The organism is Serratia grimesii, assembly GCF_900186025.1.
Classification (GTDB): Bacteria; Pseudomonadota; Gammaproteobacteria; order Enterobacterales; family Enterobacteriaceae; genus Serratia; species Serratia grimesii.
The window spans coordinates 3339800-3361247 of the sequence record NZ_LT883155.1; the positions used below are offsets into that span (position 1 = coordinate 3339800).

Below are 21448 nucleotides of genomic sequence, written 5' to 3' on the forward strand. Positions count from 1 at the left end.
AATTATTCGTCATGATAATGACAAGAGATGTGTGTATTTGTTAATCAGGTTAATAATGTGTAGGGAACAGTAATTATTATTTTAATTATACCGGGGCGAATAACGTATCCCCGGTTATTTCAGCTAGGGCTTTGCACTCACTTTACCGATCGTCGAAGGGTTCTCCAAGGGTCAGCATCAGCCGATTCGCCCAGGCAAAGAAGGCCGTTGACTGTATCAGATCCAACAGGGCTAGCTCATCCAACCCCAACCCGCGCAGCTCCGCCAGATGAGCGGCATTAGCCTGCGGCGGCGTAGCAGACAATGCAGCGGCAAAGTCTATTAGCACGCGCCACGGTTCTTCTTGCCCTTCACTCAATATCTCTCCCGGCGCTACGTCCAGCAGACGTTGCACCTCATCCGCCTGCCTGGACAATTGCGCTGCCTTGCGAGCATGTACCGAAGCGCAATAGATGCAGCCATTCACCTTGCTCGCGACCGTCGCCGCGAGTTCACGATCTTTACGCTCCAATCCGTCCGAGGTATAGAAAATCGCGCGATCCGCTAATGTCCGCTGTTCCAACACCGGATGATTGCGGGCCAACAGACGGAAATATTCCGAATCGCTATGCCCAAAGCGTGTCAACAGCGCCTGACCTGCTGCGTCAAACTCCGTCAACGGTTTAGCGGCGATCCACGGCTCCCAACCCAGTTCCTGACGCGTAAATACCGGCGGCGCATGGCGACCACGCAGCGTGGTGGATTCTGTACGCCAACGGCCTGCCCTGACCGGTGCACCAACAGCGCCCTCTTCTATCGGCTTGCCGCCAAGCAACCTATATCCCGTCAGCAGACGGCTTTGAAAGCTGACAAACGCGATCAGTTGCGACAAGGTGACAATATCGTCCAGCGACCAACCGGCCTGTTGGAGCACCTGTAGATGTTGCGCGTCGGCGCTGGCAGGTTTAAACGCCAGCCGCTCGGCATGATCCAGGGCTGCCTGTAAATGTGCCCCTTCCTCTGCACCGCCTTGTTGTTGCAGCAATGCCGCATAATGCGTGGAGAGTGGCTTGTCTGCATGCCATTCGCTGATACGCTGCGCGATTTGCAGCCGCTGTGCTAAGGAAAATCCGCCCACGTCTGCGGGGGAAAACAGCGCAAGGTAACTGGCATGAATCGCATCTGTCGCCGCCTGCCGTGTTGCTCTCGCCTGTGCCAGCGCAGAACCGGGCGCAATCTCTGCCAACGCAGCCAACAGGTCTTCATTGTTCAATTGTGCAGTCATACCTTTTCCTCAGCGTGATGTTCATAGGAGACAGTAATGGGTGTACGACGTTGCCAGCCCAGTTCAGGCGCAACATGGCGGGCGATTAATTCAATCGAACGCAGGATATGAGCATGCGGCGGATCAATGGAATGCACCTGAAATGCCAGGTCAGTCACCCGCGCCAGCGCACTGTCTTTCTGTAAAGAAGCAATGACCTGATCCGGGCTGCCAAGATGCACATCAAAGGCGCGGATCAGCCCATCGAGCGATTCATCAGACGGGCGATGGCCGCTGGCACGCAGGCGTTCAAGCCCACGGCCAAGCCCCTGCGCGGCAAAATCTCGTGCCAGTTGGCCATTGTCAGTGACCAATGCCGTGCGCGAGCCCATAATGCGCGGCGCGATCCCCGGCGGTAACGCTGCCAGATAGGCGTCAATAATCGGGTTCTGCAATTCGTCTAGCGGCAGATCCGGTGTATCTGCCGGACGTGGTTGAGTCCGCGACAGCATCAGGCCGTCACCGGCGCGTCCGGCGCGTTCGCCCCCTTCCACCGAAAAAGTGGCCTGCCAAACCCGATCAGCCAACTGAGGTGCCGCCGGATACAAGCGATTGGTTTCATCCCCCAATGCCTCGCCGCGCCAGGCACGCAGCAGAATGTTGAAGTTGTCGGTGAACACTGCGTGGCGCTGCTGAGCATCGAACCCGAAGGCGCTGAACGAAGACGGCGTACCACCGGCGGCAATCCCCACCTCTAGCCTGCCGTCGGACAGCAGATCCAGCACGGCGGTATCTTCCGCCACACGAATGGCCGACTCCATCGGTAGCGTGATCACCCCGGTGCCGAGCCGGATATGGCGAGTACGCGCCGCCACCTGCGCCAGAAATACCAACGGAGAAGGCAATCCTCCCTCATCCTCATGAAAATGGTGCTGTGCCACCCAGGCGCTATCAAACCCGGCCCGTTCGGCATGTACAATCTGTTCGGTCGCCAGTCGGTAGCGCTGCTGCGCACTCCCCTGATCCAGTAACCGGGTGAAAAAACCGAGTCTTTTACTGCTCATAGATCGCATCCTCAACCTCAGGCGGTTCGGCATTAAACTGACGACCGGGAATGGCCTCAATCAACTGACGGGTGTAATCACTGCCAGGCAGCGCGAACAGCTCGCCAGTCGCGCCATTGTCCACCTGTACCCCACGATGCAGCACCGAAACACTGTGTGAAATCTGCCGTACCGTCGCCAGATCGTGTGAGATAAACAAATAGGTCAGCCCCAGTTCCTGCTGCAAATCCTGCAACAGCCGCAGGATCTGCGCCTGTACCCGGACATCCAATGCCGACGTCGCTTCATCGAGCACCAGCACGCGTGGTTGCAAGACCAGCGCACGGGCGATCGCCACCCGTTGGCGCTGGCCGCCGGAGAGTTCGCGGGGTTTACGACTCAGCAATTCATTCGGTAGCGCGACCCGTTCAAACAAATCCCGCACCCGGCGATAGCGCTCCGCTTTGCCCAGTGGTTCAAAATTTAGCAACGGCTCTTCAATCACCTGATACAGCGTTTGCGATGGATCGAGCGAGCCGAAAGGATTCTGGTACACCAACTGAATACGGCGGCGGAACTGTCGCAGCGCTTCGCCTTTCAACTGGGTAAAATCGACCCCGTCGATAATGATTTGCCCGGCGTCCGGTCGTTGAAAACCGAGCAGGCAGCGCGCCAGGGTGGTCTTGCCGGAGCCAGACTCCCCCACTAACGCATGGGTGGTGCCGCGCGGTACGCTAAACGACACCTGATCCAACGCACGGTAGGTTTTGCTACCGGTGCCATTCAGGCGAAAGTCTTTCACTAGCCCATTGACCTGGATCGCCTGTTCTTGCAGGGCATGCCCGATAGGTGGCCGCGGCGTGGCGCGACCCAACGACGGTACGTCGGCAAACAGTTGGCGGGTATAATCACTGGCAGGTGCCCCCAACACCGCGGCGGTTACACCTTGCTCCTGCACCCGGCCATGGCGAAACACCAGCAGCCGGTCGGCACGCTCCGCCGCCACAGCCAGATCGTGGGTCACCAGCAACACCGCCGTACCGAACTCTTGCCGCAACTCGTCGATCAGATCGAGGATGCGTTTTTGCACCGTGACATCCAGCGCGCTGGTTGGCTCATCGGCAATAATCAACGCAGGTTGTAAAGCAATGGCTATCGCAATCAACACGCGCTGCTTCATGCCGCCGGAAAGCTCGTGCGGGTACTGACGAGCCCGCAGTTCCGGGTGCGTCAGACCTACACGGGTCAACAGGGCAACCACTCGCTGTTGCACCTGCTTACGCGGTAACCGACTGTGAATATTGAGGATTTCCGCCACCTGTTCGCCAATGGTTTTTACCGGGTTGAGCGAGCTGGACGGGTCCTGCGGGATCAAACTGATTTGCGCGCCGCGCACGGCGTCTAAACGCCGCGACGACCAGTGGCTGATGTCAGTTCCGTTGAGGCGGATGGCCCCTTGTTCCAGACGACCATTTTCCGTCAGCAGGCCAATGATCGCCTGCGCGGTGGTCGTTTTACCGGAACCTGACTCTCCCACCAGCGCCACCACTTCTCCGGGCTGGATCGAGAACGATACCTGGTGAACCACGCGCTGGCTGCCGGTTGCGCTCTGATAGGCGATAGACACCTGATCCAGCTCCAGCACCGGCGTCGCTGCCGATCGTTGCAATGCAGTCTGAAGGCTCATCGTTGGGTTCTCCCCAAAGAACGGCTGATGCGGTTGGTCGCCAACACCACTGCTACTACCGCCAGCCCCGGGAAGGTCGTCAGCCACCAGGCGGTCGAAATGTAGTTGCGCCCTTCAGCGATCAATAGCCCCCATTCCGGCGTCGGCGGCGGGGTGCCATAGCCCAGAAAACTCAGAGTCGCGATCGCCAGAATAGCGCTGCCAAACTGCAGCGCCGAGAAGGCGATCACCGATGTCAGCGAGTTCGGCAGAATGTGCCGCCATAGCACCGCCCAGAAGGTGCCACCGCTACCATAGGCCGCCTCGACGTAATCACTGTGGCGCACCCGCACCACTTCGGCACGCGCCAGGCGGGCAAAGTTGGCAACCGAAGTAATACCGACGGCGATGGCGGCATTAACCGTGCCAAAACCCAACAAAATAATAATGCTCAGTGACAGCAGCAAACCGGGGATCGACAGCAACACATCAACGAAGCGCATCACTGCCTCATCGGCAATCCCCCCGACTGCACCGGCAATCAGCCCCAACGCTGTGCCCAGCAGTAACCCCAGAGCAACCGCCACTAACGCGGCAGACAGTGTCTGCGAAGCGCCATACACCATACGTGCATACAGGTCGCGCCCGAGTTGATCGGTGCCCAGCCAATGTGCGCCGCCCGGTGCCAGCCTCTGGGCGCCGGCAATGCCTTCTGTACCGCTGTACGCGGTAAATAACTGCGGTGCCAGCGCCCATAGCACCGCAAAGGCGATCACCGCCCACGCCAGCAGCAGCGTCAGCGGTACCCGACGACGGCGCGGACGGCTGGTGGATAAGGTCCCTTCGCTTTCCAGGCCACCCAAATCACGCTCGTGCACGACAGTTTTTTCAAAGGAGATACTGCTCATACGGCGGCTCCTGTGTGGATTTTCAGACGGGGATCCAACAGTGGGAACAGCAGATCCACCAACAGATTGAGGCTGACGAAAGCGGCGGCCGAGATCACCACAATGGCTTGTAACACCGCCACATCCTGATTCAGGACTGCCTGTAAGGTCAGTTGCCCCAACCCGCTACGACCAAATACGGTTTCAGTGATTAATGCGCCCGCAATAAGCTCGCCAAGCAGAATGCCCGCAATCGTCAATGTGGGCAGCATGGCGTTGCGGGCTACATGCCGCCACAGCACACGGTTACGGCTGGCACCTTTGGCGCGGACCACGGCAACAAACGGCTGAGTCTGCACCTGATCAATACTGCGGATCAGGATCTGCGCCAGTGGCGCGGAGATCGGCACGGCCAATGTCACAATCGGCAAAATCAGTCCCTGCCACTCACCCGGGTTAATCACCGGGATCAGCTTGAGTTGAAACGAGAAAACCTGAATAAGCACGATACCCAGCCAGAAGGTCGGCACCGAGACAAAGAGCGACGGTAGCGATTGCAGTGTCGATCTTAGCCAGCCAAAACCACTCAGATTGGAAGTAAACGCAATTGCCAATGCCAGGATCAACGCTACCGTGAACCCCAACACCGCCAGTTGCAGCGTCGCGGGCAGGTTAGTCGCCAACAGTTCGGTCACCGGCACACCAGCCTGAATGGAATACCCGAGGTCACCGCGCAACACATTGCCCAGCGCATGCAGGTACTGCTGCCACAGCGACACATCGGCACCATAGGCGGCGCGCATATCAGCGATCTGGGCCGGACTGAGCCCCATATCCGGGTTCTGAAACTTAATCAGGATGGCATCGCCGGGCAGCACCTGTAGCAAGATAAACGACAGGCTAAAAGTCGCCCACAACACCAGCAGCGCCAGCCCAATGCGCCGCGCCAAATATCGGCTCATCATGACCTCCTTAGTGTTTCTCTAACCAGGCGCCGTAAAAACTCGGGCGACCGACAGCTTCGAAACTGACCCCCTTCAAATAAGGCGCACCGGCAAACACCTGCGGCTCTTCGAAGAACGGGATCACGTAGGCCTGATCGAGCAGATAGTTTTGCGCTTCACCGGCGATAAGCAGGCGTTTTTGCGCATCCACCTCAGAGGCAATGCCCAACAGCAAAGCGTTGAGCTTGTCATCTTTGAACGTGCTGTTTTTACCCGTCCCGCCTTGCTGCAACAGCGCATCACGGTTGGTCGGGTAGAACTGGCTTTTGATCACGTCCGGATCGGCCCGTCCCACTTCCACCACCGCTGCGGGCGTTTTTTGTGGATCAAGGTTATCCGCCACCCGGCTGCCGGCATCCCCCGCCAGAATATTCAAACGTGCGCCAACCTTGCCCCACTGCTGAGAAACCAGTTGCAGCACCGCTTTATTCTGCGGCTGTGGCAGTGATTCATAGATATTCAGCAGCAGTTTTTTACCGTCTTTCTCGCGCAGACCATCACTGCCTTTTTTCCAGCCCGCCTCATCCAGTAGACGGTTGGCGAGTTCCGGGTCAAATTTCAGTTTGGCGGACAGGTCGACAAAACCGGCGGCAGAAGAGGCAATCACCGATTTGGCCTGCGGGTAGTTAACGGAGAACAGCGTATCGACAATCTGCTTGCTGTCAGTGGCGTGCAGCAACGCCTGACGCACGCGCAGATCGCTCACTAACGGGTTATCAGGCCGGAAAGCAACGCTGTCATTGACGCCACGCGTTGGGGCTGCGTAGATAGTGAAGCCCTGGTCCTGCGTTTGCTTCTCGTCGTAGGCCTGGATCTGGCGAATAAAGTCCGCCTGCCCAGCCTGCAATGCGCCGATACGCACACTGTCTTCCCCAGTGACAATCACCTTGATACCGTCCAGATTGGCGCGCCCTTGCTGGGCCAGTTTGGTGGGTCCCCACTGATAATCTTTGCGCACGCTAAGATCCACTTCGCGTCCCAGCGTCTCGCCGCTGACCACGAACGGGCCAGAGCCGATGATATGGCGTGCATCACCCAGTTCGTCATAGTTGCGGTTTAAGGTACCCAGCGAAACCAGTCCCGACCCTATGGTGGCGGTGCCCTGAAGGAAACCCGGTGACGAACGCTTGAAGTAAAATTTGACGGTTAACGGGTCAATCACTTCGCTATGGTCATAGTTATTGATGACCTCGGACACCGGCAGACGTTTTTCTTTATTGCCCAAACCAAAGGTATCGAAATTCTTCGCCACCGCGTTGGCATCCAACAGTGTGCCATCGGAGAAGGTCACGCCAGGCCGCAGCTTGAAGGTGTATTCGGTTTTGTCGGCGTTACTGCTCCAGGATTCGGCAATCCACGGTTCAATCTCCAGCGTTTTAGGGTTCTGATAGGTCAGTTTGTCGGTGATCTGGTTGAGAATGCCGCCGTTGGGGTAGAAACCGCCGGAAGGCGGATAAAGATTGGTGTGCGCCTGCTGCTCCAGGTAGACGAGCGTGCCGCCCTGCACCGATGCCAGCGCCGGACTCATCACCGCCGCCAATCCCAATGCCACTGTTATCCCGCTGGTTAATCTATTGAAAGAGAAATTAAACATAGAGTGCCACGCCTTCTTTATTTCGGAATATTAAATTAGGTTGCACCTCCCCACTGTGCGTGAGCGCCGCTGGTGAGCATTTCTCTACGCAACCAACCGTAAGCGTCAAGGTTTGCGGTGGCGCATAAACGATGAGCAATACAGAGGCGTAGGAAATGCACCCAGCCCTCTGGACCTCGTTCCTAAAACCTGTACTCAGCGTTGTCAGGCTAGGACATAGGCCCACTATGTCCGTCACCTTCCACCTTGATTACAGGCTTTAGGACCAGCGACGGCGCCGCGAACAGTGGGAAGGCACAACCTCGATAACAAACCAAATTGGCGGGGAGTTGAACGAACTAATTTCGCTAACCAATGGCGGAAAATGCACAAGGCGGTGACGGTTGGCAGAAAAGGGGTTTTGTTATAACGTATCAGAAACCAAACCGGGAAGACGAAAATGAAAATCCAACTTTCTCTGCTGTTCCTTGGGCTGCTGGCCGGGCAAGCCGCCGCGTTTCAGTCCAAAGTGCCCGAACCGCAGCCGGAAAAGGCACGCGCAGCGGAAAACAGCCTCGAGAATCTGTTTTATGGTTTTCACGCGCTGGACGCGCAGGCGGTCAACATCGGCACCTGTGCAGCGCTGCCACAGGCGGGATGCCAGTGCGCATTCTGCACCATGCTACGACAGGCCGGGCCGATGAAATAGTCGCCGGCTCTGTAATCAACCCAGCTCGTACTGCACAATCAACTGCCCTTTTTTCACCTTTAGCGCAGTGATGTTTACCGTGCCAAGTTCAGCCAGCGAAGGCACATGAGTACCGCCGCAGCCATAGGCCGGCAGTTCGCCAAATCCGACCTGACGCAGGCCGTCAACCGCCTGTTGTTTGCGTGGGAAATCCGCCGCAATCAACCGTGCCAGCTCCGCTTGCAGGAAAGCCTGATCCAGCGTTTGCGGTTCCGCGCCCGGTGCAAAGGTGATTCGCCCTTCGCCCGGCCAATGATGCGCCTTCACCGGTTGCCAGCCACGCGTTTCACCCAACCAACCGATTAAGTGCCCGGCAGAATGCCAACGGGTATGCAATCGGCGCAGTTCTCCATCAATCTGTACGTTCACCCGCCCTGCGGGTACGGGTTCCGCAGTAAAATGCAGCACTTTTTCACCCTGCTGCGCCACACGTAGTACCGGGACAGTGCCAAGTTGGCCGCCGTCGGCCGGTTGACCGCCGCCCTGAGGGTGAAACAGCGTGGCGTCCAGCTCTATCGCGTATCCACCCTCTTCAATCGGGGTGCAGACCAGCACCTGCGCTTCGCCTTGTAAATCGTCGCTGTAATAATAAAGTCGTTCGGTCATGGTTTTTCTCCTGATTAGAGAGCCCATTATATTCATGCCATAATCAAAGGATAATCCGTCAACATTACAATGGACCTTTGCGCTGTGAGCACAAATCTCTCTCATTCACTGCTGGCCGAAATGGCCATGTTTGTTCAGGTGGTAGAGAGCGGCAGTTTTTCCGCCGCCGCTCGTCGATTAGGCACTTCTCCTTCCGCCGCCAGCCGTAGCGTAGCCAAACTGGAACAGGCGTTGGCGCTACAACTGTTGCACCGCACCACACGCAAGCTACGCCTGAGTGAACAAGGTGAAGAGGTGTTTCAACGCTGTCGCAACATGCTGGACGCCGCCCATTCCGTCATGGAATTCAGCGGCCGTGGGACGGTAGAGCCTGAGGGGTTGATCAGTGTTAGCGTACCCAAGGCCGTAGGCCGCTTTGTATTGCACCCACACATACCAGAGTTTTTACGCCGCTATCCCAAGGTGGACGTTCGCCTGCGGTTGGAAGACCGTTATATGGACTTAATTGATGATCGGGTCGATTTGGCGCTGCGCATTACCGAGCAGCCTTCACCCGGCTTGATAGGCCGCCAGTTGATGACTATCGAACACCTGCTGTGCGCCACGCCCGCTTATCTGGCGCAACACGGCACACCACAACACCCGCAAGATCTGGCACATCACAGTTGTATTTATCTGGGGGAAACACCTAACGACGCCCGCTGGAAATTCAGGCGAGCCGGTAAAACGGTGGCGGTAAATGTGCATGGTCGCTATGCCGCTAACCATACCGGCGTACGCTTGGATGCGGTGAAACAGCATATTGGCATTGGTAGTCTGCCCTACTTCACTGCCCGACAAGCGTTGGACAGCGGTGACGTGGTGCAAGTGCTGCCGGAATGGGACTTTCTTAGCAGTTACCACGGTGGCCTGTGGTTGTTGTATGCACCCAATCAACACTTGCCACCCAAACTGCGGGTGTTTATCGACTATCTGGTCGCCTGCCTGGCTAAAGAGCCACAGTTAAAGCGCCTTACGTAGGGTAATGTTTATACGGTGTGGCCCCACCAACGAATGGTAGCCTTCTTTGATCGGCATAATGCCGTGAAAACATAGTCGCGATGGGCCGCCCCACACTACAACATCCCCGTGTGCCAAGGGAATGCGCTGTGCCCGGTCGCTGCGCTGCATACCACCAAACTGGAACACCGCCGGTAGCCCCAGGGAAACGGAAACAATCGGCGAGCCCAAATCATGCTCGTCTTTGTCCTGATGCAATGACAGCTTACTGCCCGGATCGTAGCGGTTCATCAGACAAGAGTCCGGGACAAAGGGGGCAAAACCTGCCTGTTGCGCCGCTTCATCCGCCAACGCCATCAGAATATCCGGGATCGGTGGCCAACGTTTACCGCTGCGCGAGTCACGCTCAGAGTAGCGGTAGCCACGGCTATCACTGCTCCAGCCGTTGCCGCACCAGCTCATCGCCACCGACATCACATGGCCGCCCGGCGTGGTCATATGCCGCCACGGCACCTGGGCGATCACCCCATTCACTGCCGCCAGTAACTCCGGGCCATGATCGCGCACAAAGCCGTGCATCACTACCGCACCTGGGGCGATCTGCTCTCGCCACGGCGGCGGCACAGCGTCTTCAAATAGATCGAGGGTCATTGCAAAACACCTGTATTAATACACAGTGTTTATTTTAACCCGCCACTGACGATTGTCCAGTGTGATACGCGGCATTGTTGTCAGCACCAAACTTCACTAGAGTGGGCGGCAATAAAATCAATAACTTTTCAGGACAGTCTGTGATTAAAGGAATAGCGCTTTCCGTTATCGCCTCGATATTGTTCGGCGTGATGTATTACTACACTTCCACTCTGACGCCACTCGACGGCGAACAGGTGTTTGGCTGGCGCACCCTGCTGACGGTGCCATTCTTGACCCTGTTTATGCTGTATTCCGCCGACTGGCGCAAAGTCAGTGAAACGCTGTACTGGATAAAACAACGGCCTCGTCGCCTGCTGTTTCTACCGCTGAGTTCGGCGCTGTTGGGGGTGCAACTGTGGTTGTTCCTGTGGGCGCCGCTGCACGGCAAAGCGTTGGAGGTGTCACTGGGCTATTTCCTGCTGCCGCTAACGATGGTGCTGGCGGGCCGTTTAATGTTCCGCGATCGGCTTTCTCTGCTGCAAAAACTGGCGGTAGCCTGCGCCATTATCGGCGTTGGTAATGAGCTGTATCAGGTGGGCGGCGTCTCCTGGACTACGCTGGTGGTGGCGCTGGGTTATCCGCTTTACTTTATTTTGCGCCGCCGTTTTGGCACTGATAACCTCGGCGGGCTGTGGTGTGAATTGACATTAATGTTACCGGTAGCCGCCTGGTTCGCCTTCGGTGGCAACGGGCCGCTGGCGGCGCTGAACATCAGCCCGGCACTCTATTGGCAGGTTCCGTTGCTGGGAGTAATCAGCGCCGCTGCGCTGGTATGCTATATCCTTGCCAGCCGCCTGCTGCCATTCAGTCTGTTCGGTCTGCTGAGCTATGTGGAACCAGTACTGCTGGTGGTGGTGGCGTTGTTACTTGGCGAGAGCATTGGCCGGGATGAATGGCTAACCTACATTCCGATCTGGCTGGCCGTGTTGTTGTTGGTGTCGGAAGGCGCCCGCCATCTGTTACGCAGAAGGCAGATTTAGCGCAAACGTGACAGTGCAACTCCAGTATTTATTTGATTAAATTACTCTTTATAAGAAAATAAAGGTTGTGACGTCGTCACCTTCTTGCCAATAGCGCCCGCTAAAACGGCGCCCAGCATGGCAAGAAGGTGTGAGCTGCTTGAGCAGTTCCAATTCAAAGGTCTGTTGGTACGCATCGAGCGCCACCAGACGCGCATCGAGAAAATCAAAATAGTTGCGCACCTGCGGGTACAACGCTTTGAACAGGCTTTCTTTGGCGGAGAACACCAACGTCAACGCGTGGTTAAATGTCAGCGGTTGAGCGCGCAGGTATTCATATTCCGCCTCGCTGACGATAGCCCCCCACAGCTCCTCCGCCCGTGCAGTGGGGATTAACGTTTCAACGTCCAACCCCACGCCACCCAGCCCGCTCTCCCGATGCACGGCGCAAAGCGCAGTATTTGCATTATGGCTGATTGCACCGGCAATTCCTTGCGGCCACTGCGGTGCACGGTCTTCACCACGCAACAAGGTGAAATCAGCAAATCCCTGAGGTATCAACAACGCCCGCGCCAAATAACGCCCGGCCAAATATTCCGCCCGCCTTTTGGGTACCGCCCGCGACAAATGATCAGGGATTGCCATGCCAATGTCAGCGAAGCAGCTGTCCTGATAATTTGCCAAAGAAAAACGGCAACGCACAACCTGCCCCGGATAATCATCCAGGTTCAGCCATTCAATATTGGGGATAAAAGATGAGAACACGTGTCGTCCATGTTGAGTGCGCAGACCGCCAATTTTAGACGCCGAACTGAAAGGCAACAATGATTATTCCTCTCCCCCGCAACCGGAGGAGAGGAACGGCAGGATTACAGAATGCCTTTCATGGTTTTCTCGAAATCACTCCAGGCGCAATATCCCTGTTTATCAATCGGACAACCCTTTAACGCCATCGTCACGCGTTGCGGCGGGGTCTTGAGCGTCAACGGGGTGGCATTACGCAACTGATCGGTAGATTGATACACGTACTCAATCTTCAGCAAGTCACGATCATTTTTCTTATCGTGCCAACGCTGGAACACCAGCTTGCCCCCAATCGGTGTTTTCTCATATTGATGCGGCAGTTGATACGGTTTGAACTCCATCGCTGACAGCAAAGAGGCAATGTTAGAGTCGTGGCCCACCAGCACCGTGACTTTCGGCGAATCTGGCTTGCGTTCGCCAATCAATGCGCCGTTGATGTAGGTCAGCAGCGGCTTGGCCACGTTCTGCGCCACCACTGGTGAGGTGAATAACGAATCCTGATAGCCATCTTTCAACTGCGCCAACTGCTTCCACTGATGTGGCGTGGTGATTTTTCCCCAGGCGACATCTTTCATCGGGAAGCCTTCGTAATATTGCAGCATAAAGGCATCCACCAGTGAGTTGCCTACCCGCAGTGGCCCAGCCACACCCGGCTCTTTGCCCGGTACCGCACTCATTTTGCTGGCTTCTTTGGTCAGATCACAGTGCTTGTCGGTTTTACAGGCGCTGGAGTCTTTGTAATCGATGATTTTTTCCAATTGCTTATAGGCCGCGTCCAGTTTCAACGAGGCCAGTTCGGCGTTCATGGCACCCAGCGCCTGTTGATTGAAAGCTTCGCTGTTGTCAGTGATGATCGGGTTGAAGGTCGGATCCATCTCCCCCATTTTGTCCTGATGGTGCACGCTGACATCACAGCCGGGGAAAGCACCGTTGGTAAAGAACTGCGCAGTCGCGACCGTACGTTGCAAACTGTTGGCATAGACATAAACACTGCCGGCAGTCGGGCAGCCTTCCTGCGGCAGTACCCCAGTTTGCTTTAGCCACGCATTAAAATAGTGCCCCATGTAAACTTCCAACACCCCGCCCTTGGTGGTTAACAAACCACCCGGAGTGTCCCAGGTCGGCCAGGCTTTGGGCGTTGACTGCGCCAGCACGCTACCGTTATTGGCCAACGGTGCACGCAGGTTATGGCGACTCATCACCAGCACCTGTTCCAGTTGATAGTCGTTGGTTTCCGCCAGGGCAGTCCCGGTCATAAATAACGGCAAGCACAGCAATAAGGTTTTTATTTTCATCCGCAGAGGCTCCAGGAATATGATTATTTTTAATGTGTTAGCTTTGTCGTCGTTATGATGGCGAGGTTAACGGGGAAAGTGTGTGATAGGTATCACAAGGAGAGGTCTGCCCAGCGACCATCCGCAGATGGCCGCCGTTAACTTAAAAACTTACAGCCACAACCGCATGATTGGCCAGCCGATCAACAGCAGTGCCGCGATATACACCACACCGAGAATACCGCCCATACGCCAGTAATCTTTCGATTTCACATAGCCGCAGCCATAGATGATCACCCCTGGGCCAGTCGCGTACGGTGTCAGTACCCCCATGATACCGATCGACAACACCAGCAACATTGAGAGTTGTTCCATCGGAACCCCCGGTAGCCCTTTGCCGACCGCCAGGATCACTGGCAGCATGGTAGCGGTGTGCGCTGACAAGCTGGCAAACAGATAGTGAGCAAAGTAAAACACCAGCACCAGAGCCACCACCGTCATATTGGGTGAAAAACCGTCCAGGTGGGTGCTCATGGTCTGAGCAAACCAGTCGATAAAACCGGAACGTGTTAAGCCATTGGCCATCACCACCAGCGTCGCCAGGTTAACCAGTGTGTTCCAGGCGCTGGAGTATTTGGTGATCTCCTTCCAAGACACCACGTGCAATGCCAACATCAGCGAGACCGCCAGCAGACAAACCGTTGTTGCGTCAAGCACCTTGCCGCCAAACACCCACAGACACAGGCTGAGCAGCACCAGACCAATCAGCGTGTATTCCTTACGCGTCAACTTGCCCATTTCACTCAACGCGGTATTCGCCCAGGTCGCCACTTCGCTACTGTGGGTCACACCCGGTTTGTACAGGTAATAGGAGATCAACGGCGCGATAATCAACAGCAGCAGCCCAACCGGCAGGAACGCCAGGAACCACTGCATCCAACTGATATGCACCCCGGCGATCTTGCTGACGAACTCAATCCCCAGCACGTTGGGCGCAGCACCGGTGACAAACATTGAGGAGCTGATGCTGGTGCCCACCACCATCATCCACATCAGGTAGCCGCCGATACGGCGCGAGGAGGGATCATTGGGGAACGAGTCAAACAGCGGCGGCAGGTTTTTCACCACCGGGAATACGGTACCACCGGTACGCGCGGTATTGGACGGGGTAAAAGGTGCCAACAGGATATCGATGATCACCACGGCATAGCCAAGCGTCAGCGTTCGCTTACCCATGAACTTCACCAGAAACAGTGCGATACGCCGCCCTAACCCCGTGGCTTCATACCCGAGCGCAAAGATAAATGCCCCGAATACCAGCCAGACGGTGGTACTGGAGAACCCTGCCAGTCCCCATTTCAGCGCCTCTTTACCGGCCTTAAAGCCCGGTTCTGCCAGTTCCTGCGCACCAAACAGCACCCAGTTGGCACTCAGCACACTGAGTGTCACGGCGATAAAACTGATCGCCGTCGCCGGAATAGGTTCCAGAATCATGCCGACAATCATCGCCACAAAAATGGCGAAATAACGCCAGGCCTGCGGCGGCATACCGTCGGGCGTGGGTATCCAGAGCAGGATCGCCAACACCAATAACGGCGTTAGCGCTTTCCAGATTTTTTCCTTGGTTTCGGACATAAGTTTCTCCTGAAGACGAGTTATTGTTTTTAGTTCGGTAACTGGGCCAACAGCCAGGTGACAATCAACAGGTCAGCGCTGCCGCCGGGGCTGAGATTGCGCGTGATGCATTCGGCGTCGAACTGCCGCAGGCGAGTAATACCCGGCTCACCCTGCGCGCCCCCCTGTGCCAGCAGCTCAGCGGCACGCTGTTGTAACCAGCGCAAACCATCAATGCCGCCGCGCGAAGCCACATTGGTGTCATCGTTGTTGGCCATTAACCACAGCAGGCTGTCCATCAGCGCTGTCTGCTCGTCGCACCCGGCATTCAGCCGTTGTCGATACAGCGGCAACGCACCGTTAATCACCCGTTCAAAGCCAGACTCCGCTTCGCCGCGAGCGCCGCTCAGGCCATGCCTGGCGTACAACCGTTGCCCTGCGGTTTGTAACGCGTTGTGCTGTTGCAGCTCACGTGTCACCAGCCCGCGGCACATCGCCGCCACTTCGGCACACAACGACGTGGCATCGATGACGTGTTGCTGCTGGGACAGACGACCGAAAGCGGTACACAGCAAGCCAAGCGAAAATACGCTGCCTTTATGGGTATTAACGCCGCCTGTGGCCTGGAACATGTGGTTTTCACAGGCCAGGCCGAGTGGGCGCAACCGTAGGAGCTGCTCGGCAACCGGGCGACATGCATCATCACGGCCCTGACGGATAAAACGCGGTAGCCAGATACCGATGGCGCGGGCGCTGCGGTAAAAATGGCCAATATTCATATCCCGGTGGGCACCGTTGTTATGGCGATCCACCAGCCCCGGTTTGGGTGTCAGATTCACTTCCACCAGCAGTGCACGGTAGGCGGTGTGGGCAAGGCCGTTAACCTCCGGCTGAGGCGTGCAGCTGGCAGGATCAACGGGTAGCGAGCGCATCATTGAGCATCCTTTCCATTTCTTGCAGTAACTCTTCACTGCTGTGCTGCCGCTGGCGGGCGCAGAGTTTGGCCGGTTGGTTACACAACAGGCAACGACGTTCCGACAGCCCCAGATCACGACGCGACAAAATGCGCCCCTGTGCGTCCAGCACGTCGATATCCCACAAGCGGCCAATCGGCCGCTGCACCTCTAATTGAATGGCGCAGTCTTTTACCCGTTGAGCATCCGCCTGCAGCGCCATAAAGCCTTCGCAGCCGGTAGACAGCGCCAGCGTTTCCGACTGTAGACACTGCCAACCCTGCTCGCCCCCCATTTGCTGCAACGCCTGCCAACCCAGGTTGAAAATATTGCGCGTCAGACCGCTGTCTTTTATCGCACCAGGTACCACCAGCGTCAGTACCAGCAGAGTAGATTGATGTTGCGACAACCACGCCAATTGGCGTGCCTGGCGGCATTCACGGCTGGTAAGCAGTTCAGGCAGGCTTACTGCACGGTTGGCGGCGAGTTCTGGCAGGACACAAGGCATAGGCTTACTCCACCACCTGATGCACCACGTCTATCACTGAACCATCGCGGTAGCGCACGACCGCCACCACTTTGTCGGTAAAGGCGATCGGTTCCGGCTCCCCGGTCAGCAGCAGCGCACGCTGACGCAACCACTCGATGCCGACTACCGGCAAACCGGCCTCTTGCAACCGCTGCGCCAGTTCCGGACGGGCCGGGTTAACGGCAATACCATGATCGGTAACCAAAATGTCGATACTGGAACCCGGCGTCACACAGGTGGTCACTTGCTCTACCAATGTCGGGATGCGGCCACGCACCAGGGGTGCCACGATAATGGCCAACCGTGCAGCTGCTGCGGTATCACAGTGGCCACCAGAAGCCCCGCGCAATACACCATCGGAGCCCGTCAGCACGTTAACGTTAAAGCCGGTGTCAATTTCCAGCGCGCTCAGTACCACCACATCCAACCGATCGACCGAGGCTCCCTTCGAGCTGAAATTGGCGTATTGGTTGGCGCTGATCTCGATATGATTTGGGTTACGCGCCAACGACATCGCCGCTGCGCGATCAAAGCTCTGCACGTCCAGCAATTTGGCGATCAGCCCTTTTTCATGCAGATCCACCATGGTCGAAGTGATACCGCCAAGCGCAAAACCCGCCCGCACGTCACGTGCACGCATTTTGTCTTCCAGAAAACGCGTCACCGCCAACGAAGCACCACCGGTACCGGTTTGCAGCGAAAAACCTTCGGTAAAGTAACCGGAGCCGGCGATCACTTCGGCGGCCCGGCGGGCGATCAGCAATTCACGCGGGTTGGATGTCATACGGGTGGCATCGGCACCGATCTTGTCAGCGTCACCGACCTGTTTCAGTTGAACGATCAGATCAACCCGATCCTGCGCCAGGCTGGCCGGATGATGTGGATACGGTACGATCTTCTCAGTGAGTAGCACCACGGTACCCGCAGCATCGGCATCTACTTTGGCGTAGCCCAGCGAGCCACAGCAGGCTTCCCCGCTGTAGCCGTTGGCATTGCCGAACTCATCGCAGGCCGGTACTCCCAGGAAAGCGACGTCAATGCTCAACTCGCCGGATTCGATCAGGTTTACCCGGCCACCGTGGGAGTGGATCTGCACCGGTTCGGCCAGCAGGCCACGGGAGATGGCATCCGCCAATGGGCCGCGCAGGCCGGAAGTATAAATACGGCTCACCACTCCATTACGGATATGACCGACCAGCGGTGCATGGCATTCGCTCAGTGAACTGGAAGCCAGTGTCAGGTTACGGAACCCCATCGCTGCCAGTGTTTCCATCACCTGATTCAATGCCAGATCGCCGCCGCGAAACGCATGGTGGAAAGAAATGGTCATGCCGTCCTGCAAACCGCTGCGTCGCACCGCCTGTTCCAGCGTGTCACAGCGTTTGATATCACGTGGTTTGCGCGCCTGTTGATTGGCCTTGGAGGCATCCTGATAGCAGCGTAAATCCGCCAAATTTTTCAGAGTCATCAGTCGTTGTTGACGTTTCATTATGCTTCCTCTCCGTGCTGAACCAATGCTTCGCGGATGCCGGAGAGCGCTGCGCGTTGCAATACCAGCCGCGCGCGTTCAATCACCGGGCTGTCGACCATCTTGCCGTTGAGCGACACGACCCCGCGCCCTTCTTGTTCCGCCGCTGCGGCGGCATCGACCACCCGCTGGGCGTGAGCCACTTCTTTGGCGGTTGGCGCATACAGGTTGTGCAGCAATTCAATCTGCCGGGGGTTAATCAGGGATTTGCCGTCGAAACCAAGCTGTTTGATTAACGCCGCTTCCTGCAGGAAACCCGCTTCGTTATTAGCGTCGGAATACACGGTGTCGAAAGCCTGAATACCCGCTGCCCGTGCCGCCTGTAGTAACGAGCAACGTGCAAACAGCAGTTCAATGCCTTCCGGTGAGCGTTCAGTACGCAGATTGCGCACGTAGTCTTCCGCCCCCAGCGCAATACCAATCAGGCGTGGGGAAGCGTGAGCAATCGCCACCGCCTGAGTGATCCCCGCCGCCGACTCAATCGCTGCCAGCAGACCGGTGCTGCCGACCGGACGCCCGCAGTCGGCTTCGATAGCAGCAATCTCACGATCCATGTCCACCACGTCCTGCGCACTGTCGGTTTTCGGCAGGCGAACAATGTCCGCCCCGCCGCGTACCACCGCCTGTAAATCTGCCAGCCCATAGGCAGAATCCAGTGCGTTAACGCGCACAATGGTTTCCACCTCCTGATACAGCGGATGTTGCAGCGCGTGGTACACCAGCCGCCGTGCCGCGTCCTTTTCACGCAGAATCACCGAGTCTTCCAAATCGAACATCAACGCATCGGCCTGATAAATAAAGGCGTTACTCACCATCGCCGCATTGGCGCCCGGCACGAACAACATGCTGCGGCGCAGGCGGTGTTTATTCAGCTTTTTCATTACGCGCCCCCCATGGCAGTTGACCATTGTCACTGGCACGCATCAGCGCCGTTTCCAGCCGGGCTCGTAGCACACAGTCAAGTGCACCTTTGTCATCCACCATCACTTGTACCGGCTCCACCTGATAGTGTTGCAATACCTGTAGCAGCGTCTGGCGAATGGCTTCACCGAACTGTTTTTCCACGCTGCTGGCGATCAGCAGATCGTGTTCCGGCCCCTCTGCGGGCGCGATGCGTACCATGACATCACTGGATTCCAGCGTGCCGGCCATTGCTTCTCGGATAATTTTCATCTTTCACCTGATTGTGCGGATTCAAAGGATTTTGCCGCCGGTTTGGCCCGGCGCTGCGTTTGCAAATCTTGTAGGTAGTAGAGGGTTTCTGGCGGAACCAGTGGCGCAGCAGCGTGAAAGTCGCCAGCAGCCAGCAGTTTGCGAACCCAAGAGGCGGAGATCGCCACACCCTGATATTGCAAACGCTCAATTTCTACCAGCGCGATAGGCGGGCTGGACAAGGCTGGGGTTTCCAGCCAGTAGCGCATGTCACGGTTGTACTTCGCAGTGACTGCGCAGAACGGTTCGTTGCCGACAAAACGGTGGGTGATACCCAGAGCGGGTGCCAGATACTGACGAAAGATCTTCAGATCGATTTCGGTGTAGCAATCGTCGGCAATGCCCTGGTCTTTAATGAAGTAACACGGGAATGTGGCGCGTGAAATGACGTACTGGGATCCTTCATGCACGGTCAGATTGGGAATATCCGTCGTGCCCGCCAGCACCAAGCGCCGTCGGTCTTCGTAGCTGAAACGTGAGGTGTCTTCCTTCACTAAAAACAGGTGCAGCCAGTCGCACTTCTCTGCTGCCTTGCGCACCAAGTATTGGTGCCCTCGCGTGAAAGGGTTGGCGTTCATTACGATGCTGCCAATGGTGTTGCCCGGCCGACGCAGTCCCGCCAACTGCGCAGCATAACGCTTCAAACGGCATGGGCTGTTTTCCATCAGCACCACGATGCCCGGCACACGGGCGATTGGGTAGAAGCCACACTGACGGAACAGCGGTTCATTTTGAATTTTGGTATAAATAAATAGTTGGGTGTGATGGCGTTCATACGCCAGATTCACCAGTTCGGTTGCCAGCGATAACGCCAGCCCTTCACCGCGCATTTGTGGGCTGATGGCAACGCATTTGATAATATTGTCTGCAATGCCACCGCAAGCGACCAACTTATCGTTTTGTGTAACGGTAATAAATATTTCAACCGTAGTATCAATATTCAGATCGTTACTGCGCAGGAAGGTATTAATCTGTGCAATATTTTTATGATCTGACCTTTTCACTCGGTTAAATACGGCATCGCCCAACATAACACGCTCTCTGGATTAACCATTAAACAACAAATTAAAAACAAATAAGAACATCAATTAACATCTTTCGGATAATTAAAACCTTAAAAACCATAAAGATAAAACCGTTAAAACCTTACTACTGACGTAATAAAACAATGGTAAGCAGAAAAAAACATCGAATTATTGACCTATTTCACAAACCCCTTCCGGTTAATAAGTTATTTAATGTTCTTTATTTACTTAATTATTTTTATGGTGTTTATTATTGAGATAATCTTTATTTGATGATGCAATTCACTTACATTTACTTAGCATATTTATTTCAATCGTAGGTTTTACTATGGAATGGTTGAACATACTGATCGTCGAAGATGAAACGCCGCTGGCAGAGATGCATGCTGAATTTATTCGGCAGAACGGGGGGTGTCGGCAAATCTGGCTGGCCGGCACCTTGGCGCAGGCGCGCATGATGGCCGACCGCTTCAAACCGGATCTGATCCTGCTGGATAACTTCCTGCCCGATGGTCAGGGTATTGAGCTGCTGCGTGAACTGACGTTAAAGGGGTATACCGGCGGTATCGTGTTTATCACTGCCGCCAGTGATATGGATACCGTCGCCGAAGCGCTGCGTTATGGGGTGTTTGATTACCTGATCAAACCGCTGGCCTATGATCGTCTGACCCACACCTTATTGCGCTTCAGCCAGCGGCGCCAGGCGCTGAAGGACAAAGCGCGCCTTAACCAACGTCGTATCGACCAGATGTTCAACACCTATGCACGAGGTGAGCAGCAGGCAGCATTGCCGGCAGGTATAGATGAATTGACGCTGGTTAAAATCCGCGCCTTGTTTGATCCCCCGACGGAAAGTCACACGGCTGAAAGCGTTGCGCAAAAAATGGGATTAAGCCGTACAACTGCACGTCGCTATCTGGAATTTTGCACCGCCGCACAACAACTGCGTGCCGAAATCATTTACGGCAAGGTGGGCCGTCCACAGCGGATCTATCGTTCTCTTCCCCCTGAATAAACGGTTATTTGATCGGCCCTGCAAGGTTGTATGTAACCGCTTTACTTTTCTTGTACTCGTCAGCATCTTATTC

Annotated in this window: 21 protein-coding genes; 4 read left to right on the forward strand and 17 right to left on the reverse strand. The window is 56.1% G+C overall.

Annotation, left to right across the window (positions count from 1 at the left end):
- Nucleotides 1-142: 142 nt before the first annotated feature.
- The 6 genes from SGBXF1_RS15810 to SGBXF1_RS15835 are packed head-to-tail and all read right to left on the reverse strand — an operon-like array spanning nt 143 to nt 7437.
- The gene (locus SGBXF1_RS15810; protein ID WP_186427148.1) at nt 143-1264 is read right to left on the reverse strand and encodes an alkylhydroperoxidase domain protein; all 1122 of its coding nucleotides are present in this window, start codon (nt 1262-1264) and stop codon (nt 143-145) included.
- Nucleotides 1261-2307 (reverse strand): putative FMN-dependent luciferase-like monooxygenase, encoded by a 1047-nt coding sequence (locus tag SGBXF1_RS15815; protein ID WP_130381344.1) that lies wholly within the window; start codon nt 2305-2307, stop codon nt 1261-1263. Before SGBXF1_RS15815 ends, SGBXF1_RS15810 begins: the two co-directional genes overlap by 4 nt.
- Nucleotides 2297-3973: a dipeptide ABC transporter ATP-binding protein gene (locus tag SGBXF1_RS15820; protein WP_186427149.1), complete on the reverse strand. Its 1677-nt coding sequence runs from the start codon at nt 3971-3973 to the stop codon at nt 2297-2299. Before SGBXF1_RS15820 ends, SGBXF1_RS15815 begins: the two co-directional genes overlap by 11 nt.
- Complete coding sequence (locus SGBXF1_RS15825; RefSeq protein ID WP_186427150.1) at nt 3970-4860, reverse strand: ABC transporter permease; 891 nt, start codon at nt 4858-4860, stop codon at nt 3970-3972. Before SGBXF1_RS15825 ends, SGBXF1_RS15820 begins: the two co-directional genes overlap by 4 nt.
- Complete coding sequence (locus SGBXF1_RS15830) at nt 4857-5801, reverse strand: ABC transporter permease (protein WP_186428522.1); 945 nt, start codon at nt 5799-5801, stop codon at nt 4857-4859. Before SGBXF1_RS15830 ends, SGBXF1_RS15825 begins: the two co-directional genes overlap by 4 nt.
- Before the next feature lie 10 nt (nt 5802-5811).
- Nucleotides 5812-7437 (reverse strand): TIGR04028 family ABC transporter substrate-binding protein, encoded by a 1626-nt coding sequence (locus SGBXF1_RS15835; RefSeq protein ID WP_186427151.1) that lies wholly within the window; start codon nt 7435-7437, stop codon nt 5812-5814.
- 439 nt (nt 7438-7876) lie between these two features.
- Between SGBXF1_RS15835 and SGBXF1_RS15840 the strand changes: the two genes are divergently transcribed.
- On the forward strand, nt 7877-8125 hold the full coding sequence (locus tag SGBXF1_RS15840) for a hypothetical protein (protein ID WP_130381348.1): 249 nt from the start codon (nt 7877-7879) through the stop codon (nt 8123-8125).
- A gap of 15 nt (nt 8126-8140) precedes the next feature.
- Here SGBXF1_RS15840 and SGBXF1_RS15845 read toward each other — a convergent pair whose 3' ends face one another.
- The gene (locus SGBXF1_RS15845; RefSeq protein WP_186427152.1) at nt 8141-8770 is read right to left on the reverse strand and encodes an alanyl-tRNA editing protein; all 630 of its coding nucleotides are present in this window, start codon (nt 8768-8770) and stop codon (nt 8141-8143) included.
- An 84-nt stretch (nt 8771-8854) separates the two neighbouring features.
- Here SGBXF1_RS15845 and SGBXF1_RS15850 point away from each other — a divergent pair, with 84 nt between their 5' ends.
- The gene (locus SGBXF1_RS15850; protein ID WP_200875974.1) at nt 8855-9790 is read left to right on the forward strand and encodes a LysR family transcriptional regulator; all 936 of its coding nucleotides are present in this window, start codon (nt 8855-8857) and stop codon (nt 9788-9790) included.
- Here the strand turns inward: SGBXF1_RS15850 and alkB are convergent.
- Complete coding sequence (gene alkB, locus SGBXF1_RS15855) at nt 9773-10420, reverse strand: DNA oxidative demethylase AlkB (RefSeq protein ID WP_130381351.1); 648 nt, start codon at nt 10418-10420, stop codon at nt 9773-9775. The two genes, SGBXF1_RS15850 and alkB, sit on opposite strands and share 18 nt — an antisense overlap.
- Nucleotides 10421-10560: 140 nt before the next feature.
- Here alkB and rarD point away from each other — a divergent pair, with 140 nt between their 5' ends.
- Nucleotides 10561-11442, forward strand: coding sequence for an EamA family transporter RarD (gene rarD / locus SGBXF1_RS15860; protein ID WP_037417042.1), 882 nt, complete (start codon nt 10561-10563; stop codon nt 11440-11442).
- Between the two features lie 48 nt (nt 11443-11490).
- Here rarD and SGBXF1_RS15865 read toward each other — a convergent pair whose 3' ends face one another.
- The 9 genes from SGBXF1_RS15865 to citC form a co-directional block, all read right to left on the reverse strand.
- Nucleotides 11491-12186 (reverse strand): 4'-phosphopantetheinyl transferase family protein, encoded by a 696-nt coding sequence (locus tag SGBXF1_RS15865; RefSeq protein ID WP_238320977.1) that lies wholly within the window; start codon nt 12184-12186, stop codon nt 11491-11493.
- Nucleotides 12187-12290: 104 nt separating this feature from the next.
- On the reverse strand, nt 12291-13520 hold the full coding sequence (agp, locus tag SGBXF1_RS15870; protein WP_061806658.1) for a bifunctional glucose-1-phosphatase/inositol phosphatase: 1230 nt from the start codon (nt 13518-13520) through the stop codon (nt 12291-12293).
- Between the two features lie 150 nt (nt 13521-13670).
- Nucleotides 13671-15134 carry an anion permease gene (locus tag SGBXF1_RS15875; RefSeq protein ID WP_037417038.1) on the reverse strand — a complete coding sequence of 488 codons (1464 nt, stop codon included), beginning with the start codon at nt 15132-15134 and terminating at the stop codon, nt 13671-13673.
- Between the two features lie 29 nt (nt 15135-15163).
- On the reverse strand, nt 15164-16045 hold the full coding sequence (gene citG / locus SGBXF1_RS15880) for a triphosphoribosyl-dephospho-CoA synthase CitG (protein WP_238321050.1): 882 nt from the start codon (nt 16043-16045) through the stop codon (nt 15164-15166).
- The gene (gene citX, locus SGBXF1_RS15885; protein ID WP_186427155.1) at nt 16026-16574 is read right to left on the reverse strand and encodes a citrate lyase holo-[acyl-carrier protein] synthase; all 549 of its coding nucleotides are present in this window, start codon (nt 16572-16574) and stop codon (nt 16026-16028) included. Before citX ends, citG begins: the two co-directional genes overlap by 20 nt.
- 4 nt (nt 16575-16578) lie before the next feature.
- Nucleotides 16579-18084 (reverse strand): citrate lyase subunit alpha, encoded by a 1506-nt coding sequence (gene citF, locus SGBXF1_RS15890; RefSeq protein ID WP_037417033.1) that lies wholly within the window; start codon nt 18082-18084, stop codon nt 16579-16581.
- A complete protein-coding gene (gene citE / locus SGBXF1_RS15895) occupies nt 18084-19004 on the reverse strand; it encodes a citrate (pro-3S)-lyase subunit beta (protein ID WP_186427156.1) in 921 nt (306 codons plus the stop codon). The genes citF and citE overlap by 1 nt, the downstream gene beginning before the upstream one ends.
- Nucleotides 18988-19296: a citrate lyase acyl carrier protein gene (gene citD / locus SGBXF1_RS15900; protein WP_037417027.1), complete on the reverse strand. Its 309-nt coding sequence runs from the start codon at nt 19294-19296 to the stop codon at nt 18988-18990. Before citD ends, citE begins: the two co-directional genes overlap by 17 nt.
- Nucleotides 19293-20366, reverse strand: a complete 1074-nt coding sequence (citC, locus tag SGBXF1_RS15905; protein ID WP_186427157.1) for a [citrate (pro-3S)-lyase] ligase — start codon at nt 20364-20366, stop codon at nt 19293-19295. Before citC ends, citD begins: the two co-directional genes overlap by 4 nt.
- Before the next feature lie 322 nt (nt 20367-20688).
- Here citC and dpiA point away from each other — a divergent pair, with 322 nt between their 5' ends.
- The gene (gene dpiA / locus SGBXF1_RS15910) at nt 20689-21375 is read left to right on the forward strand and encodes a two-component response regulator DpiA (RefSeq protein ID WP_037417021.1); all 687 of its coding nucleotides are present in this window, start codon (nt 20689-20691) and stop codon (nt 21373-21375) included.
- The last annotated feature ends 73 nt before the right edge of the window (nt 21376-21448 follow it).

What these genes read in the sequence shown, in the direction of transcription:
- SGBXF1_RS15810 (WP_186427148.1), bottom strand. Translation starts at nt 1,264, where the DNA reads ATGACTGCACAATTGAACAATGAAGACCTGTTGGCTGCGTTGGCAGAG.
- SGBXF1_RS15815 (WP_130381344.1), bottom strand. Translation starts at nt 2,307, where the DNA reads ATGAGCAGTAAAAGACTCGGTTTTTTCACCCGGTTACTGGATCAGGGG.
- SGBXF1_RS15820 (WP_186427149.1), bottom strand. Translation starts at nt 3,973, where the DNA reads ATGAGCCTTCAGACTGCATTGCAACGATCGGCAGCGACGCCGGTGCTG.
- SGBXF1_RS15825 (WP_186427150.1), bottom strand. Translation starts at nt 4,860, where the DNA reads ATGAGCAGTATCTCCTTTGAAAAAACTGTCGTGCACGAGCGTGATTTG.
- SGBXF1_RS15830 (WP_186428522.1), bottom strand. Translation starts at nt 5,801, where the DNA reads ATGAGCCGATATTTGGCGCGGCGCATTGGGCTGGCGCTGCTGGTGTTG.
- SGBXF1_RS15835 (WP_186427151.1), bottom strand. Translation starts at nt 7,437, where the DNA reads ATGTTTAATTTCTCTTTCAATAGATTAACCAGCGGGATAACAGTGGCA.
- SGBXF1_RS15840 (WP_130381348.1), top strand. Translation starts at nt 7,877, where the DNA reads ATGAAAATCCAACTTTCTCTGCTGTTCCTTGGGCTGCTGGCCGGGCAA.
- SGBXF1_RS15845 (WP_186427152.1), bottom strand. Translation starts at nt 8,770, where the DNA reads ATGACCGAACGACTTTATTATTACAGCGACGATTTACAAGGCGAAGCG.
- alkB (WP_130381351.1), bottom strand. Translation starts at nt 10,420, where the DNA reads ATGACCCTCGATCTATTTGAAGACGCTGTGCCGCCGCCGTGGCGAGAG.
- agp (WP_061806658.1), bottom strand. Translation starts at nt 13,520, where the DNA reads ATGAAAATAAAAACCTTATTGCTGTGCTTGCCGTTATTTATGACCGGG.
- SGBXF1_RS15875 (WP_037417038.1), bottom strand. Translation starts at nt 15,134, where the DNA reads ATGTCCGAAACCAAGGAAAAAATCTGGAAAGCGCTAACGCCGTTATTG.
- citG (WP_238321050.1), bottom strand. Translation starts at nt 16,045, where the DNA reads ATGCGCTCGCTACCCGTTGATCCTGCCAGCTGCACGCCTCAGCCGGAG.
- citX (WP_186427155.1), bottom strand. Translation starts at nt 16,574, where the DNA reads ATGCCTTGTGTCCTGCCAGAACTCGCCGCCAACCGTGCAGTAAGCCTG.
- citF (WP_037417033.1), bottom strand. Translation starts at nt 18,084, where the DNA reads ATGAAACGTCAACAACGACTGATGACTCTGAAAAATTTGGCGGATTTA.
- citE (WP_186427156.1), bottom strand. Translation starts at nt 19,004, where the DNA reads ATGAAAAAGCTGAATAAACACCGCCTGCGCCGCAGCATGTTGTTCGTG.
- citD (WP_037417027.1), bottom strand. Translation starts at nt 19,296, where the DNA reads ATGAAAATTATCCGAGAAGCAATGGCCGGCACGCTGGAATCCAGTGAT.
- citC (WP_186427157.1), bottom strand. Translation starts at nt 20,366, where the DNA reads ATGTTGGGCGATGCCGTATTTAACCGAGTGAAAAGGTCAGATCATAAA.
- dpiA (WP_037417021.1), top strand. Translation starts at nt 20,689, where the DNA reads ATGGAATGGTTGAACATACTGATCGTCGAAGATGAAACGCCGCTGGCA.